Origin of the sequence: Stutzerimonas kunmingensis (genome assembly GCF_032106285.1) — a bacterium.
GTDB lineage: Bacteria > Pseudomonadota > Gammaproteobacteria > Pseudomonadales > Pseudomonadaceae > Stutzerimonas > Stutzerimonas kunmingensis_B.
Genome location: NZ_DAMCPO010000049.1, coordinates 1 through 16,102 on the forward strand (window position 1 = coordinate 1; position 16,102 = coordinate 16,102).

The 16,102-nt window shown below is 59.2% G+C and carries 13 protein-coding genes; 11 read left to right on the forward strand and 2 right to left on the reverse strand.

Annotation, left to right across the window (positions count from 1 at the left end):
• Positions 1 to 545: 545 nt before the first annotated feature.
• Positions 546 to 944 carry a hypothetical protein gene (locus RT582_RS21650; protein WP_313479951.1) on the reverse strand — a complete coding sequence of 133 codons (399 nt, stop codon included), beginning with the start codon at positions 942 to 944 and terminating at the stop codon, positions 546 to 548.
• A gap of 175 nt (positions 945 to 1,119) precedes the next feature.
• Here RT582_RS21650 and RT582_RS21655 point away from each other — a divergent pair, with 175 nt between their 5' ends.
• The 10 genes from RT582_RS21655 (at position 1,120) to RT582_RS21700 (ending at position 14,523) form a co-directional block, all read left to right on the forward strand.
• Complete coding sequence (locus RT582_RS21655) at positions 1,120 to 1,710, forward strand: hypothetical protein (RefSeq protein ID WP_313479952.1); 591 nt, start codon at positions 1,120 to 1,122, stop codon at positions 1,708 to 1,710.
• A 270-nt stretch (positions 1,711 to 1,980) separates the two neighbouring features.
• A complete protein-coding gene (locus RT582_RS21660; RefSeq protein WP_313479953.1) occupies positions 1,981 to 3,477 on the forward strand; it encodes a type I restriction-modification system subunit M in 1,497 nt (498 codons plus the stop codon).
• Between the two features lie 89 nt (positions 3,478 to 3,566).
• On the forward strand, positions 3,567 to 5,099 hold the full coding sequence (locus RT582_RS21665) for a type I restriction-modification system subunit M (protein WP_313479954.1): 1,533 nt from the start codon (positions 3,567 to 3,569) through the stop codon (positions 5,097 to 5,099).
• Positions 5,092 to 6,990: an ATP-binding protein gene (locus tag RT582_RS21670; protein WP_313479956.1), complete on the forward strand. Its 1,899-nt coding sequence runs from the start codon at positions 5,092 to 5,094 to the stop codon at positions 6,988 to 6,990. The genes RT582_RS21665 and RT582_RS21670 overlap by 8 nt, the downstream gene beginning before the upstream one ends.
• 133 nt (positions 6,991 to 7,123) lie before the next feature.
• The gene (locus RT582_RS21675; RefSeq protein WP_313479957.1) at positions 7,124 to 7,453 is read left to right on the forward strand and encodes a type II toxin-antitoxin system RelE/ParE family toxin; all 330 of its coding nucleotides are present in this window, start codon (positions 7,124 to 7,126) and stop codon (positions 7,451 to 7,453) included.
• A complete protein-coding gene (locus RT582_RS21680) occupies positions 7,446 to 8,564 on the forward strand; it encodes a HigA family addiction module antitoxin (protein ID WP_313479959.1) in 1,119 nt (372 codons plus the stop codon). Before RT582_RS21675 ends, RT582_RS21680 begins: the two co-directional genes overlap by 8 nt.
• An 86-nt stretch (positions 8,565 to 8,650) precedes the next feature.
• The gene (locus RT582_RS21685) at positions 8,651 to 9,586 is read left to right on the forward strand and encodes a hypothetical protein (RefSeq protein ID WP_313479961.1); all 936 of its coding nucleotides are present in this window, start codon (positions 8,651 to 8,653) and stop codon (positions 9,584 to 9,586) included.
• On the forward strand, positions 9,579 to 10,754 hold the full coding sequence (locus RT582_RS21690) for a restriction endonuclease subunit S (RefSeq protein ID WP_313479963.1): 1,176 nt from the start codon (positions 9,579 to 9,581) through the stop codon (positions 10,752 to 10,754). Before RT582_RS21685 ends, RT582_RS21690 begins: the two co-directional genes overlap by 8 nt.
• Entirely contained in the window at positions 10,751 to 13,741 is a 2,991-nt protein-coding gene (locus RT582_RS21695; RefSeq protein ID WP_313479964.1) for a type I restriction endonuclease subunit R, read from the forward strand. The genes RT582_RS21690 and RT582_RS21695 overlap by 4 nt, the downstream gene beginning before the upstream one ends.
• A 617-nt stretch (positions 13,742 to 14,358) precedes the next feature.
• Positions 14,359 to 14,523, forward strand: coding sequence for a hypothetical protein (locus RT582_RS21700; protein ID WP_313479965.1), 165 nt, complete (start codon positions 14,359 to 14,361; stop codon positions 14,521 to 14,523).
• A 227-nt stretch (positions 14,524 to 14,750) separates the two neighbouring features.
• Here the strand turns inward: RT582_RS21700 and RT582_RS21705 are convergent, their stop codons facing one another.
• Positions 14,751 to 14,957, reverse strand: a complete 207-nt coding sequence (locus RT582_RS21705; protein WP_313479966.1) for a hypothetical protein — start codon at positions 14,955 to 14,957, stop codon at positions 14,751 to 14,753.
• A 161-nt stretch (positions 14,958 to 15,118) separates the two neighbouring features.
• Here RT582_RS21705 and RT582_RS21710 point away from each other — a divergent pair, with 161 nt between their 5' ends.
• Positions 15,119 to 16,069, forward strand: coding sequence for a hypothetical protein (locus RT582_RS21710; RefSeq protein WP_313479967.1), 951 nt, complete (start codon positions 15,119 to 15,121; stop codon positions 16,067 to 16,069).
• Positions 16,070 to 16,102 lie beyond the last annotated feature (33 nt).

A 16,102-nucleotide genomic window follows, 5' to 3' on the forward strand; every position in this document is an offset into this window, starting at 1 on the left:
AGGCCCCTTCGGGACGTAAAGTAAGTCCAGTACGTCGTGGAATGAACGCTTACGATATTCTGTTTGCTTCCGCCAAGTAGCCGCTGATGCGCTTAACCAGGTCGCCTTCCCAATGACAGGACATCAGACAGACTTCTGATCTCCGGCGGGCGACGTAGGCTCTCTACGTCTGGGTATGTTCATGCTGCGCATGCTGGCCGGCAACCTGCTCATGAGACAAATGCTCGCAACATATGGGCCACTCGAAGTGCTCGGTCTCTGGCAACAGCTTGCCCCTAGGTCGGCACGCTCACGCGTGGGCCTGCATGCGCTGCTGGGCTGAAGTAGCGGCCGCCGGCGTCCCAGTTGCGGCGCAGCTCCACGGTTGATGATCGAGGAAAATCATCCTGATCAAGTATGCAAATCCTGTGAAGACTGAGCTCCTAGGCATGGCCAATCTGAATGGTAGTGCGCTTTTCAACATTCGGAGTAGTCGTGGGAGGGGCAGCACCATAACGGAAGGCCTGGTGTTGCACTCAGTTTGCGGCCGCCCTACTGCAAAAGAATCAACCTCGCTGGCAATCTTCAACTGAAGGCAGCGTAGGCTTGATTAATTTTATACTTCGCCCAACCCTCAACCGACAGTTGATCGTCAAAATACGAATCGATCCGAGACTCTCCAAAACATCTTCACGTTCAAATGGAAAGTCCGCCAAAAACGACTCAACAACTGCCAGTATCGAGCAGACCCTATAATACAACGCCATGTCAACTTGTTTCAGATCCCCAAGCACTGAGAAATAAGCCTTCGAGGAAATAAGCCAATAGCGATAACTAAAATCAGAATATTGAAAGCCTCGCACTGAGACGGTACCGAGCAAGGACTGGAGGCTCTTCAACAAGACAGCAGTCCGACGAAGCACATTAAGGCTTTGGATAGCTTGCCGCGCATGTATGCCAGCCATGACATTCTCCGCTTTATATCGACACAACTATTATCACTCACTACAAACCTGCCGCGCTTCGCGTAAACGCCCTTTTCGCTCAATTACACAGCGCTCTAGCGCCCCTTTCTCGTTGCAGGATACATCTCAACAATGCCTAGCAGAATGGCACCACCAAACAGCATTGAGGTATAAGATGCAGAAAAACAAACTGAGCCTAGCCATCGCGGAGCTTCACGAGAATGCAAACGCCTCAAAGGTAGTGTTCAGCAGCGAAATCCAGCGAATTGTTAGTTTATTGTTTTATTTTGCAGAAGCTGTTATCGAAAACTACAAAGCCTCTAGGAGGCTAGATCAAGAAAGCAATCCGCACTTTCGATTCTGGACCCACATCTGCAGTATCGAGCAAGGGGTCACAGCAGTAACAATCAGATGGCGAAAGTATTCTGGAAAGTCCAAATTCTCCACCCCAATCGACACTACAGAACTTGTTGACTTTAAGCTTCCAGCCAGGGCCTTCAAGAAATGCACGAAGAGCGAAAAGAAAGCAATTCTTGAAGCTGAGCGGAACTTCGGAATAGTCCGAAAAATCAGCTTTCACTTAGCCAGAACACTTGAATCAATGCGAGCCATACAAGATATAACAAATATTTCGCTAGACTCCCCGACCCTACCAATGGATCCCGAAGAAAAGCGAATACTGGATGCGCTTGAACATTTAGATCGTATAAGTCAAGAACACGCTGAGCTTGATAGGGCTGCGGTTCGCCGCATGCTGGGCCTGTAGCCCCCCTCTACGGTATAGCCTTTGATCTGTACCGTAGGGGAGGGGCTGAGGACAAGGATAGATATGTCTCTAGACCCTACCGGTTCAGGGTCTTCGTGCCGTGCCCTCAAAAAAAGGCAATGCCCATGCCTTAGATAGAGAGGAAGCTCTGAACGTTACCGTCAAAACTAAGCCACCACGGCTATAGCCGCGTATCATCGTCGGTTAACCGAGCGTGCACTCTTCGCGCGCACCAAGAACACCTGAATCGTACTCAGAAGATCATCACCGTTGCGCACCCACCAGATCACCTTAGCTCAGCTTGAATCGCACCTTTGGATGTCCGCCAACATCCTGCGCGGCCCGGTGGACGCGGCTGACTTCAAGACCTACATCTTTCCGCTGCTCTTCTTCAAACGCATCTGCGATGTCTGGGACGAGGAGTACGCCGAGATCGTCGAGGAGGGCGGCGACGCTGAACTGGCGCTGTTTCCCGAGTCGCACCGCTTCCAGGTTCCCGAGTTCTGCCATTGGAAGGATGTTCGAGAGAAGTCGGTCAACGTCGGCTCGGCCCTGCAGTGGGCCATGCGCTCAATCGAGCGCGCCAACCCCGACACCCTCTACGGTGTGTTCGGCGATGCACAGTGGACCAACAAGGAGCGCCTCTCGGATGCGCTGCTGAAAGACCTGATCGAGCACTTCTCGCGCCTACCCTTGGGCAACCGCAACGTGGCATCTGACGTGCTGGGGGATGCCTACGAGTACCTGATCAAGAAGTTCGCCGACGCCACCAACAAAAAGGCTGGTGAGTTCTATACCCCACGCAGCGTGGTGCGCCTGATGATCGAGATGCTCGATCCGAAAGAGGGCGAAACCATCTACGACCCTGCCTGCGGTACGGGTGGCATGCTGCTGGCTGCTGTCCAGCACGTGAAGGAGCAGCACGGCGACGTCAAACGCCTGTGGGGCAAGCTCTACGGCCAGGAAAAGAACCTGACCACCTCCGCCATCGCCCGGATGAACCTGTTCCTGCATGGCATCGAGGACTTCCAGATCGTTCGTGGCGACACCCTGCGCAACCCTGCGTTCTACGATGTCGACCGTCTGGCCACCTTCGACTGCGTGATTGCCAACCCGCCGTTCTCGCTGGAGAAGTGGGGCGAAGAGCTGTGGGCGAACGATCCCTTCGGGCGCAACTTCGCCGGTGTGCCTCCGTCTGGCTCCGGCGACTTCGCCTGGGTCCAGCACATGGTCAAGTCTATGGCCAAAGGCAACGGGCGCATGGCTGTGGTGCTACCGCAGGGGGCGCTGTTCCGCAAGGGAGTAGAAGGTGTCATCCGGCAGAAGTTGCTGGAAATGGATCTGATCGAGGGCGTCATCGGCCTAGCCCCGAACCTCTTCTACGGCACCGGCCTGGCCGCCTGCATCCTGCTGCTGCGCCTGCGCAAACCCGAGGCCAAGAAGCGCAAGGTGATGATTGCCGATGCCTCACGCCTGTTCCGCCGCGGCCGGGCGCACAATTTCCTGGAGCTCGAACACGCCAAGCAGATCCAGGGCTGGTACGAGCAGTTCGCCGACGTCCCGGACGCCGTGCGGATCGTCGACCTCGACGAGATCAAGTCCGAAGACTGGACACTGAACATCTCGCGCTACGTGCTGCCACCGTTGCAGGAGGATATCCCGCCGCTGCCGGAAGCGATTGCAGCCTTCAAGGAGGCGCTCAACCGTTGCCGCGATACGGAAGAACGGCTCGTGCAGGTCATGACTGAAGGAGGATGGTTGCAATGAGTTCAGACCGCCCTTTCAAAGACAACAAGATCTTCACTGAAGAAATGGCGAACGCTGCGCGTATACGCTTGAAGAAAAAGTTTTCTCAAATGGAACAAGAGAAGCTAGGCAGTCCTAAGCGCATCACTCAACAGGAACTGGAAAGCTACCTCTGGGGCGCCGCAGTCCTGCTGCGCGGCCTCATCGATGCCGGCGACTACAAGCAGTTCATCTTCCCGCTGCTGTTCTTCAAGCGCGTCTCCGACGTGTGGGATGAGGAATACCAGTCCGCCCTGCAGGAGTCGGATGGTGACCTGTCCTACGCCGAGTTCGCCGAGAACCATCGTTTCCAGATCCCGGCCGGCGCGCACTGGCGCGATGTCCGCCAGGTGCCGATGAATGTCGGTATGGCCATCCAGAAAGCCATGCGCGACATCGAGGCGGCCAACCCGGAGCTGCTCGACGGCATCTTCGGCGATGCCGCCTGGACGAACCGCGAGCGCCTGCCCGACGAAACCCTCAAGGACCTGATCGAGCACTTCTCGACCCAGGCCCTCTCGGTGGCCAACGTGCCCGAGGACGAGCTGGGCAACGCCTACGAGTACCTGATCAAGAAGTTCGCCGACGACTCCGGCCACACCGCTGCCGAGTTCTACACCAATCGCACCGTCGTGCACCTGATGACCCAACTGCTCAAGCCCCAGGCCGGCGAGTCGATCTACGATCCCACCTGCGGCACCGGCGGCATGCTGATCTCCGCACTCGACGAGGTGAAACGCTCCGGGGGCGAGTACCGCACGCTCAAGCTCTACGGTCAGGAACGCAACCTAATTACCTCGTCCATCGCCCGGATGAACCTATTCCTCCACGGCGTCGAGGACTTCCAGATTATCCGTGGCGACACCCTCGCCGAGCCCAAGCACATTGCTGGCGACCGGCTGCGCAAGTTCGACGTGATCCTGGCCAACCCTCCGTACTCGATCAAGCAATGGAACCGCACGGCCTGGGAGCAGGATGCCTGGGGTCGCAACCTCCTCGGCACGCCACCGCAGGGCCGGGCGGACTACGCCTTCCAGCAGCACATTCTCGCCAGCCTCAGCGACAAGGGCCGCAGTGCGGCGCTGTGGCCGCATGGCGTGCTGTTCCGCAACGAAGAGCAGTCGATGCGCGCCAAGATGGTCGAGCAGGACTGGGTCGAGGGCGTCATCGGCCTGGGGCCGAACCTGTTCTACAACTCGCCGATGGAGTCCTGCATCCTGATCTGCAACCGGCACAAGCCTGCCGAGCGCAAGGGCAAGGTGCTGTTCATCGATGCCGTCAACGAGGTGACCCGCGAGCGGGCGCAGAGCTTCCTCAAGCCAGAGCAGCAGAAGCGCATCCTCGATGCCTGGCAGGCGTTTGCCGACGAGCCGGGCTTTGCCCGCGTGGCAACCCTGGACGACCTCGCCGGCAACGGTTTCAACCTGTCCATCCCGCTCTACGTGAAGTGCCAGAGCGGCAGCGCCTCGGCAGGCGAGTCGGGGCAGAGCCTGCAGGAAGCCTGGGCCAGCTGGCAGAACAGCGGCCGGGCATTCTGGCCGCAGATGGACGAACTGGTGGAAACGCTGGATGGGCTGATCGCGCCGGAGAGCACCGATGCGTAGCGCCGTCGAACTGCTAGACGAGCTTAATGCGGTGGACGAGTCCGCGCGCATCGAGGCCAAGCGTGCCAGCGACATCGGCAAGTCGGTCATGGAGACGGTGATCGCCTTCGCCAATGAACCCGGCCTGGACGGTGGTTACCTGCTGCTGGGCGTGGACTGGGCAGTCAACGACAAGGGCGATACCGTTTACCGGCCTGCAGGACTGCCCGATCCGGACAAGGTGCAGCGCGACCTCGCCAGCCAGTGTGCCAGCATGCTCAACGTCACGCTGCGCCCGGAAATGCAGCTGGAACAGGTGGAAGGCAAGACGCTACTGGTGGTGTATGTGCCCGAGGCCGATGTCACCCACAAACCCATCTACAAGAAAGCCACGGGCCTGCCGATTGGCGCTTACCGCCGTATCGGCTCCAGTGACCAGCGCTGCGTGGATGAAGACCTGTGGGTGTTGCGCGGGGAAAGCCAGCCTCTGCACGGCCCCGATTCGAGCGTCCTGACCGATGCCCGGCTGGACGACTTCGACCCCGCTGCCATTGCCGCCTACCGGCGTGACCGCGCCCGCATCAATCCCCAGGCCGAAGAGCTGGCCTATGGCGACGAAGACATGCTTGAAGCCCTGGGCGCGGTGCGGCGGGTGGAGGGTGCGCTGCAGCCGACGCTGGCCGGCATCGTGCTGTTCGGCAAGCCGCTGGCCTTGCGCCGGCTGCTGCCCATGGTGCGCATCGACTACATCCGCGTGCCTGGCACCGAGTGGGTGGAAGACCCGGAAAACCGCTTCCAGTCCATCGACATCCGCAAGCCCCTGCTGCTGGCGTTGCCGCAGGCCGAAGCCAGCATCATCGACGAATTGCCCAAGGGCTTTCGCCTTCCCGAGGGCCAGTTGCAGAGCGTTCAGGAGCCCATCCTGCCGCGCAAGGTGATCCGCGAGGCGCTGGCCAATGCGGCCATGCACCGCAACTACACCCTGCACAGCCCGACGCAGATCATCCGCTACAGCAACCGCATCGAGATCCGCAACGTCGGCTACTCCCTCAAGGAACCGGCGCAGCTGGGCTTGCCCGGTTCGCGCCTGCGCAATCCAGCCATCGCGGCGGTGCTGCACGATCTGCACCTGGCCGAGGCCAAGGGCACCGGCATTCGCGCCATGCGCCGGCTGGCGGCCGATGCCGGTCTGCCGCTGCCAGAGTTTCACTCGGACCGGCAGGCCAATGAATTCAGGCTCACCCTGTTCCTGCACAACCTGCTGACGGAAGAAGACCATGCCTGGCTGCGCCACTATGCCGACAGCAACCTGGGGCCCGATGAGGCCAAGGTGCTGATCTATGTGCGGGCCACCGGGGCGGTGGACAACACCGCCTGCAGGGATTTCTGCGGCTCGGATACCCTGGCCGCCAGCCAGGTACTGCGCCGGCTGCGCGACCGTGGCCTGCTACTCAAGCAGGGCGCGGGTAGCCGCACCTACTACGTGCTGAACTCGCCGGAGCACGCACCACGGCTTGAAACCGTACAGGCTGAGCTGCCCCTGGGAATCCCCACAAGCCCAGGGGAAGATGTGGGGATACCGGAAAATCCCCACAAGCTCGACCCGCAATCCCCACAAGCTCTTGTGGGGATTCCTCCGGAACTGCGGCAACGCATCCAGGCTGCGGGCCAGAAACCGCGTCAGGCTACGGTGCGTGAACTGCTGCGCGAGCTGTGCGCGCTACGCCCCTATACCGCCCAGGAGCTGTCGCAGATCCTCGGGCGCAAGGACTCCCGCGAGCTCACCCGCACGCACCTCAAGCCCATGCGCGAGGCCGGCATACTGACACTGCTGTATCCGGAAAGCGAAAAACATCCCCACCAGGCCTACCGGACGGTGAGAGAAGACAAGGAGCAGGATGCCAATACCTGAACAGAGCAAGACCTTGAAACCCGGCTGGAAGGCCTGGTGGAAACACTGGACGGGTTGATCAAGCAGAACTGAACCGTGCGGCAGAGCTTAATAAATTTACCAATCAGGTAAAGATCGATAGAATGGAGCTGTCTTGGAGATCCACTTCAAAGACAAGAAAATCCGGGAGCTGTGCGAAAAGCAGGCGGTTGCCCAGAAGAAACTGGGGGCAGATTGCACCCGCAAGCTTCGGGTCCGCCTGACCGCGCTTGAGGCGGCAGCCAGGGTCACCGACCTCGTTGCGGGCAACCCGCATCCGCTGAAAGGCGACCGTGACGGGCAGTTTGCTCTAGACCTGGCAGGGGGATGGCGTCTGGTGTTCGCTCCCGACCATGATCCTTGCCCCACTCATGCCGATGGCGGCATCGACTGGGCGCGGGTCACCATCGTCTGCATTGAATACATTGGGGATTACCATGACTGAGCTGAGTGCTCCCTTCGCACCAGACTGGGTCTCCCCGCCTGGAGAATCCATCCTCGACCTGATCGAGGAACGCAACTGGACGCAGGCGGAACTGGCCCAGCGTTTGGGCTTTACCGAAAAACATGTCAGCCAGCTGATCAACGGCAAGGTGCCGCTCAGCGTGGATGCCGCGCTACGTCTGGAGCGTGTGCTTGGCAGTACGGCTGACTTCTGGATGAACCTGGAATCCAACTATCAGCGGCACAAGGCCCGCCTGGAAGCCGCCGAAACTCACTCACGCTGGGCACCTTGGCTGGATGAACTGCCGGTCAAGGAGCTGATGAGCACTGCTGCCATTCCCAAGGTCCGTCTGGATGCTAAGAACAAGCCTGGCGTAGTGGAGGCCTGTCTGCGCTTCTTCGGCGTGGCATCGCCTGAAGAATGGCGTAGTCACTACGGCGGCATGCAGATGGCCTTTCGCCGCAGCCGGGCCGAGCAGAGCGATGTCGGTGCTATCTCGGCCTGGCTGCGCCTGGGCGAGCGTGAAGCCGAGAAGCTGGACGGCCCGAAGTACGACAAGGCCCGTTTCGAGCAGGCGCTGAAGACCATTCGCGGCCTCACCTGCGAGGCACCCGAGGTGTTCGAACCGCAATTGCGCCGGCTGCTGCATGAGGCCGGCGTCCTGCTGGTACTGGTTCCGGCCATTCCGCGCGCCCATGTCAGCGGCGTGGCGCGCTGGCTGAGTGCCTCGCGCCCGATGATCCAGCTCTCCCTGTATGGCAAAACCAACGACAAGTTCTGGTTCACCTTCTTCCATGAGGCGGCGCATATCCTGCTGCATGCCAACACCAAGGAAGAACGGAAGTCCGTCTTCCTCGACGACCCCAACACCAGTCATGCCGACGATCCGCAAGAGCATGAAGCCAACGAGTGGGCCGGCGACTGGTTGATCCCGCCAGAGCACAAGGCTCAGCTCGCCAGCCTGCGCAGCAAAGCGGCAGTTGTCGCGTTTGCGCAGCAGATCGGTATCCATCCCGGGATCGTCGTTGGCCGTTTGCAGCACGACAACCTAATTGAGCCCTCATGGATGAATGACCTCAAAGCGGGCTTTCGCTTTGCGGATGCTGTATAGGCAGGACGCCACACTCAAAGGCGGCGGGTTGCACGTGGGGTGACCGTACTTGCAACCTCCCCTCAGAACCACTCCAAGGAAGCCGAATGACGACTGACATGGACGCCCGCGAATACCTCACCAGCGGCGATAATTGGACCAGTCAGATTGCCCACCTAGCCTTACCTATTGTGCTCTGGGTAGCCAAACAGGGCTGGACGATCACCTACAAGCAACTTGCCGAAGAGCTGCATGCTCGGCATGGCGTGGAGATCAAGCGACGCATGACCATCTACGGCTGGCCCGCTGGCAAGATCGGCCATGCGTTGGCCATGCTCTCCGATGAGTGGGGAGAGGCGGTGCCCCCGGCCAATGCACTGATCGTCAATGCTGTGACCAGGCTGCCCGGTCATGGGGTGGATGAGTTCGTCCGCAAGTTTCTCAACAGTCAGGCGCGCCGCCGCCGGTTGACCGACAACAACCGCAACCAGCTGGCTGAAGAGGTCATGCAGAGTGTCTGGGATTACCCGGACTGGGATCAGGTCGCCAGCCATTTCGGCTTCGATAATCTGCCGCCAGTGTCCGTACTGATCACCAGCAAGCAGGACGACGACCCCATCCAGTTACCCTACCTGCCCAGTCAGCTGGGCGGGCAGGGCGAGAGCGAGCAGCACCGCAGGCTCAAGCTGTGGGCAGCCAGCCATCCGAAATTCTTCGAGCGCTTCGGCAAGTTCCTAAAGGGCCAGAATGAGTACCTGCTGCGCTCTGGCGACAGCCTGGACGCCTATCTGGAAAACAATGACACCTGTCTGGCCATCGAGGTCAAAGCCAGCAATGTGCCGGACAGCGAGATCTTCCGCGGCATCTTCCAGTGCGTGAAGTACCGAGCCACCCTGCGCGCCACGCAACTGGCGGCCGGCGAGCCGCCCAATGCTCAAGCGGTGCTGCTAATTACCGCCCACCCCTCATCCGAGGCACTGCGCCTGGCCAAGCGCCTGCGCGTGGTGATCCTGATTGCGCCACCGGAGGCTGAACGTGGCTGATAGCAAGAATTTGAAACCCGGCTGGCGTCGGGTGAAGTTTGGTGATGTGGTGCAACTGTCCAAGGCACGCAGCCAGGACCCACTGGCCGATGGCATCGAGCGTTACGTGGGTCTGGAGCATCTGGAGCCCGGCGATCTGCGCATCCGCAGTTGGGGTAACGTGGCCGATGGCGTGACCTTCACCAACGTCTTCAAACCTGGACAGGTGCTGTTCGGCAAGCGCCGCGCCTATCAGCGCAAGGTGGCGGTGGCGGATTTCTCGGGAGTGTGCTCGGGCGATATCTATGTGCTGGAGAGCAAGGATGCGAGCGTACTGCTGCCGGAGTTGTTGCCGTTCATTTGCCAGACCGATGCCTTCTTCGATCATGCGGTGGGCACCTCGGCGGGATCGTTGAGCCCGCGTACAAACTGGACGAGCTTGGCGGGTTTTGAGTTTCCCCTGCCGCCGCATGCAGACCAACAAGCCATCGTAGAAAAGCTGAACTGCGCAACTGACGTCGTTCGTTCAGCCCAAGACCTAGAGGCGACTACGAAGGCGCTACTCAGCAGCTATCTGGCGGAGGTTGTTGTAGTTAGCAGCGATTCAGTACCCCTACAGGATCTTTGCTCAAGTCCGATTACGTACGGCATTGTTCAAGCAGGTCCTGATCTGCAAGTTGGCATTCCCTACGTCAGGGTCAGTGAAATGACCAACTGTGACGAGCTTGATCCTCTGCAAATGATGAAAACCTCCGAAGAGGTACATCAATCGTATGCAAGGACCATTCTTGAAGAAGGCGACATTGTCATCGCACTGCGTGGTGTGCCTGGCTTGGTACACATGGTTCCGCCTGCATTAGCTGGAGGTAATCTGTCACGTGGTGTAGCAAGGATTTCCCCCGGTAGTCGATGTCTTGGTGCGTACCTGTTGTGGGCGATTCGTAGTCCAGTTGTGCAGCGCTCAGTGTTGCAGTATGCAAATGGATGGAAGGGTGAAGACCTGCGAGAAATCACGATCACCGATTTACGAAGGCTCCCAATACCTCTTCCACATCAAAATAGGCAGGAGGAGATCGCCAACAAAGCTGCGGACATCCAAACGGCGATTTCTAACGCGAGACGTCGTGTTGATGCAGCGAGAGCTATGCAATGCGCCATGACAGCGCAAGCACTGAGTGGTGGCGTATGAGTTTCACTGAATCCAACACCGTCGAAGCCTATGTCCGCGATCTGCTTGCCGGCCCACTCAAGCCCGCCAAACCGGGCAGCCTCCAGGAGGCAACAGCGCCCTACGGTATCGGCAGCAAGGGCATCGGCTGGAGCCATGTCGCACCCGCCGAGGTGCCGCGCCAGATCCAGGAGGTGCTGGTCGAGCCCTGGCTGCGCGCCGCGCTGATCCGCCTGAACCCCGATATCGCTGAGCAGCCCGACCGTGCCGACGATGTGCTCTACAAGCTGCGCGCCATCGTGTTGTCGGTGCGCTCGGATGGAGTGATCCGCGCCAACGAGGAAATGACCGCCTGGATGCGCGGCGAGCGCTCCATGCCGTTCGGCCCGAACAACGAGCATGTGCCGGTACGCCTGATCGACTTCGCGACGCCCGAGCAGAACCAGTACGTAGTGACCCAGCAGTTCGTCTACCGCGCCGGAGCCACCGAGCGCCGCGCCGACCTGGTGCTGCTGGTCAACGGCCTGCCGCTGGTGCTGATCGAGGCCAAGACGCCAACCCGCAAGGCGGTCAGCTGGGTGGACGGAGCCTTGCAGGTGCGTGACGACTACGAGAGGTTCGTCCCCGAGCTGTTCGTCTGCAACGTGTTCTCGGTGGCCACCGAGGGCAAAGAATACCACTACGGCTCCATCGGCCTGCCGGTGAAGGACTGGGGGCCCTGGCATCTGGATGGCGAAGGCAGCGATGCCTTGCAGCATCCGCTGAAGAGCCTGCAGCGCGCCGCCGAGAGCATGCTGCGACCCCATGTAGTGCTGGATATCCTCGCCAGCTTCACCCTGTTCGCCACCGACAAGAAGCAGCGGCGGATCAAGATCATCTGCCGCTATCAGCAATACGAGGCGGCCAACCGGATCGTCGAGCGGGTGCTGGCCGGTTATCCGAAGAAGGGCCTGATCTGGCACTTCCAAGGCTCGGGCAAGTCGCTGCTGATGGTGTTCGCCGCGCAGAAGCTGCGCATGCACCCGCTGCTGAAGAACCCCACGGTGCTGATCGTGGTGGATCGGATTGACCTGGACAGCCAGATCACCGGCACCTTCGCCGCCGCCGACATTCCCAACCTGGAAAAGGCCGACTCCCGCGACAAGCTGCAGCAGCTGCTCGCGCAGGACGTGCGTAAGATCATCATCACCACGATCTTCAAGTTCGGCGAGGCTGATGGTGCGCTGAACACGCACAGCAACATCATCGCCTTGGTGGACGAGGCGCACCGCACCCAGGAGGGCGACCTCGGCCGCAAGATGCGCGAGGCGCTGCCCAATGCCTTCCTGTTCGGCCTGACCGGCACGCCGATCAACCGCGCCGACCGAAACACTTTCTACGCCTTCGGCGCCGACGAGGACGAGAAGGGCTACATGAGCCGCTACGGCTTCGAGGAGTCGATCCGCGACGGCGCCACGCTGCAGCTGCACTTCGAGCCGCGCCTGGTGGATCTGCACATCGACAAGGCAGCCATCGATGCCGCTTATGCCGAGATGACCGGCAGCCTGTCCGACCTGGACAAGGACAACCTCGCCAAGACCGCCGCCAAGATGGCGGTGCTGGTGAAAACGCCGGAGCGCATTCGCCGGATCTGCGAGGACATCGTCCAGCACTTCCAGAGCAAGGTGGAGCCGAACGGCTTCAAGGGGCAGATCGTCACCTTCGACCGGGAGTCCTGCCTGCTGTTCAAGGCCGAGCTGGACAAGCTGCTGCCGCCCGAGGCCAGCGAGATCGTCATGTCGGTGCAGGCTTCCGACAAGAAGGAACATCCCGAGTACGCCGCCTACGACCGCTCGCGTGACGAGGAGGAGCGGCTGCTGGATCGCTTCCGCGACGCCAACGACCCGCTGAAGCTGATCATCGTCACCGCCAAGCTGCTCACCGGCTTCGATGCGCCGATTCTGCAGGCGATGTACCTGGACAAGCCGCTGCGCGACCACACCCTGCTGCAGGCGATCTGCCGGGTGAACCGCACCTACTCGGAGCAGAAGACCCACGGCCTGATCGTCGACTATCTGGGCATCTTCGACGACGTGGCCGCCGCGCTGGAGTTCGACGACCAGAGCGTCAAGCAGGTGGTCAGCAACATCCAGGAGCTGAAGGACAAGCTGCCCGAGGTCATGCAGAAGTGCCTGGCCTTCTTCCCCGGCGTGGATCGCATCCAGGAAGGCTACGAGGGGCTGATCGCGGCCCAGCAGTGCCTGCCCAACAACGAGATGCGCGACAACTTCGCCGCCGAGTACAGCCTGCTCAACAAGATCTGGGAAGCGCTGTCGCCCGATCCGCTGCTGGGCGCCTATGCCGTCGACTACAGGTGGCTGAGTCAGGTGTACCAGTCGGTGCAGCCCTCCAGCGGCCACGGCAAGCTGATCTGGCACTCACTGGGCGCCAAGACCATCGAGCTGATCCACCAGAACGTGCATGTCGATGCCGTGCGTGACGACCTGGACACCCTGATCCTGGATGCCGACCTGCTGGAGGCGGTACTGTCCAATCCCGAGCCGAAGAAGGCCAAGGAAATAGAGATCAAGGTCGCCCGGCGGCTGCGCAAGCACCTGGGCAATCCCAAGTTCAAGAAACTCTCCGAGCGCCTGGACGCGCTGCGCGACCGTTTCGAGTCCGGGGTTCTCAACAGCGTCGAGTTCCTCAAGCAGCTGCTGGAAATCGCCAAGGAAGTGCTGCAAGCCGAGAAGGAAGTCCCGCCCGAGGGAGACGAAGATCGCGGCAAGGCAGCCCTCACCGAGCTGTTCAACGAGGTCAAAACAGCGGAAACGCCGATCATCGTCGAGCGGGTAGTAGCGGACATCGATGAGATCGTCCGGCTCGTGCGCTTTCCTGGTTGGCAGGACACTCTGGCCGGCGAGCGGGAAGTAAAAAAGGCCCTGCGCAAGGCTCTGTTCAAGTACCGCCTGCATCAGGAAGAGGAGCTGTTCGAGAAAGCCTACAGCTATATACGGCAATACTACTAGCAACCGCCCAACGCTGGCTCATGAAAACGTTGGCATGCCCCGTCTGCAGGGCTCATTTATTAATTATCGCCGATAGCAAAGAAAGCTTTCAGTCTACGTTTATATGGTTTTTCAACATTGAAGGGCCCATTACAGGGTTGATAGGTAACAGCTCATTTTTTAATCATCACGCTTTCATGATTAGCTGCTCGCTTCGCTGAAGCGAGCATTGCAGAAGCGCAATGCCGATCGGTAACACTCTTACCTTGGCTAGGTTTTTTGGTTTCTGGATTCCTTAGCCACATCATACTCCAAACTGCGGGCTACCCAGGGATAAGCTGCAACAACGAAGTCATGGCCCCGTCCGCGCTCAAGAGCAGCGACTAACTCGCTTCGCGAAGGCTATCTGTCGGTACTTACTTCGGACGACGTAGCCAGAAAACCGCCTGCAATGGTCTCGTTTCGCGCCTCGCAGCGGTGGGCCCTCACCACTCTGTTCAAAAAGAATTCTCATCCTCTGAGCTGAGAGTTCGATTGTCAGCCTAATTGCAGAAAATCCTCAATTAGGCGAAACACAGCCAACCGGCTTCATAAAAGAATAGGCATGACGGTGAACCGCCGTACATGTAGGAGTATTTATGAAGCTCGAAAAAACCTGCCTCAATTATGAGGATGCTCGCAGCGAAATCTACCGGCTTGGGGTACAGATAGACTTTTTCGACTTTGGCGTCGGGACGCATCATGGCAGGCGGCTCCTGAAAGAAATCAGGAGCGCAGAATCGGCCGACTGCCTGCTCGTTTGAAGATGGAGTTTATGGAGCGCTTACCATCAATTTCTAAGCATGAATCCGAATCCACAGCGAAGCCAGTGAAATCAACATTGCACTGTAGGTTATCGGAAAACGCAGCAGTGAGCGTGTCATTAATCACCACGCCTTCGCCTTTAAATGGGTAGATGATAGTGATACACCCATCGTTTGTTTGCCGCGCACCAAGCAGCCTGCGAAAAAAACCAAGCATCTAAAAACTCCTAAAACCAGCCCGCTATTCCCGCACTGCCGGGCGATGGCGCCGGGCCAGGCAGAGCCACCTTGTCTGCATCCGACACTAAACGTAGATAATAACTTTCGCTGCCCTCTTTCAAACGGATGGAGAAAGTAATCTCGACCTCATAGAAGCCAGGCGCTTGCTCAGCCATTACCAATAGCTCTCGTAACTTTAATGAAAATTCTTGCATGTCTCTCCCCTCGAATTCCGAGCAAATAATTACCCACTTAAGCGAAGAAGCAAGAGCCTCAGAACCCATCACGCAAGCGCTTGCAGTGATATCATCTGGGCATCACGCAGGCAGCGATAGCGCTGCATCCGATTCACGCCACGATCTATTAGGGATGAGAAATGAATAAAGCCATCTTGCTAATGGCATGCGGGCTAGTTATGGCCGGTTGCGCAGGGGCGCCCGCCGTATCGCCGACGAAAACGGACAAGGCAGGTTCCGACTCCCTGGCGCTACAAGTGATGAAAGCCAACGGCTACTCAGCCGGCTTGAAGGACGCAGAAGTCGAGTTGGAAGCAACGCCCAGCTCGGGAGGCCTCACGGCCGATACCCTGAACGCACTCCTGCTCCGCGAACATCTGCTAGGACGCGCCACGCCATTGCCAGGCGTACCGAACTCTGCAATGTCAGCCTTCTTCGTGCTTGAGCTTTTCAACGACCAAACCTACCTGCCAAGGCACGGCATGTGGATGCCGGTCTGGATGCCTCAAAGCCTCGCCCGCGACGCGCTGGATGCTCAGCAGAAGCTGACTGCAATCATCGAGCAAGCCGTAGCTGAATCACTGCCTGCCGACTACCGGACCAAACCTTACGAATGGTCAAACAAAGCAATTTTCGGGGCGGAATCAAGCTACCGAATGCTCCGCGTGGATGGCCCGCTATGTGAGGGTTGGTCCTGCGTGATCCGTGGCAGCCTGTCCAGCTCCGAACGTCCAACAAAGTCGTTCGATGCCAAGATGGTCCGGGTTGATACGCCGCCTTTCATACGGGACGGCGACGGCAGCTCATACCGATTGCGAGGCTTGGGCGGAGTCGTGCTGCACAAAGTCGTTGAGGAATATGACGAAAAAGGCGCGGTTTCCGGCCATTGGCATCGCGTGAAGACCGAACCGCTGTCGGGTTTCGATCACGCAGCGTTTTATCGTCGTCTCTCGACAGCGCTACCCGACTGGGCATTTATCTATTTCGGCCCGGAGTACACCCACAACAAAGCACGCATTCCTTTCGTTCTTAACCGTGGCAAGGAATTACTTTTCATCAAACGGGCAGAACCTAGTGTCCCGAGCGGGTAGTTCGTTTATTTAACAACATATCGATATACTGGC

Coding starts and splice junctions, on each gene's coding strand:
- RT582_RS21650 (WP_313479951.1), bottom strand. CDS start 944: ATGGCTGGCATACATGCGCGGCAAGCTATCCAAAGCCTTAATGTGCTT.
- RT582_RS21665 (WP_313479954.1), top strand. CDS start 3,567: ATGGAACAAGAGAAGCTAGGCAGTCCTAAGCGCATCACTCAACAGGAA.
- RT582_RS21700 (WP_313479965.1), top strand. CDS start 14,359: ATGAAGCTCGAAAAAACCTGCCTCAATTATGAGGATGCTCGCAGCGAA.
- RT582_RS21680 (WP_313479959.1), top strand. CDS start 7,446: ATGACTGAGCTGAGTGCTCCCTTCGCACCAGACTGGGTCTCCCCGCCT.
- RT582_RS21670 (WP_313479956.1), top strand. CDS start 5,092: ATGCGTAGCGCCGTCGAACTGCTAGACGAGCTTAATGCGGTGGACGAG.
- RT582_RS21685 (WP_313479961.1), top strand. CDS start 8,651: ATGACGACTGACATGGACGCCCGCGAATACCTCACCAGCGGCGATAAT.
- RT582_RS21705 (WP_313479966.1), bottom strand. CDS start 14,957: ATGCAAGAATTTTCATTAAAGTTACGAGAGCTATTGGTAATGGCTGAG.
- RT582_RS21655 (WP_313479952.1), top strand. CDS start 1,120: ATGCAGAAAAACAAACTGAGCCTAGCCATCGCGGAGCTTCACGAGAAT.
- RT582_RS21695 (WP_313479964.1), top strand. CDS start 10,751: ATGAGTTTCACTGAATCCAACACCGTCGAAGCCTATGTCCGCGATCTG.
- RT582_RS21710 (WP_313479967.1), top strand. CDS start 15,119: ATGAATAAAGCCATCTTGCTAATGGCATGCGGGCTAGTTATGGCCGGT.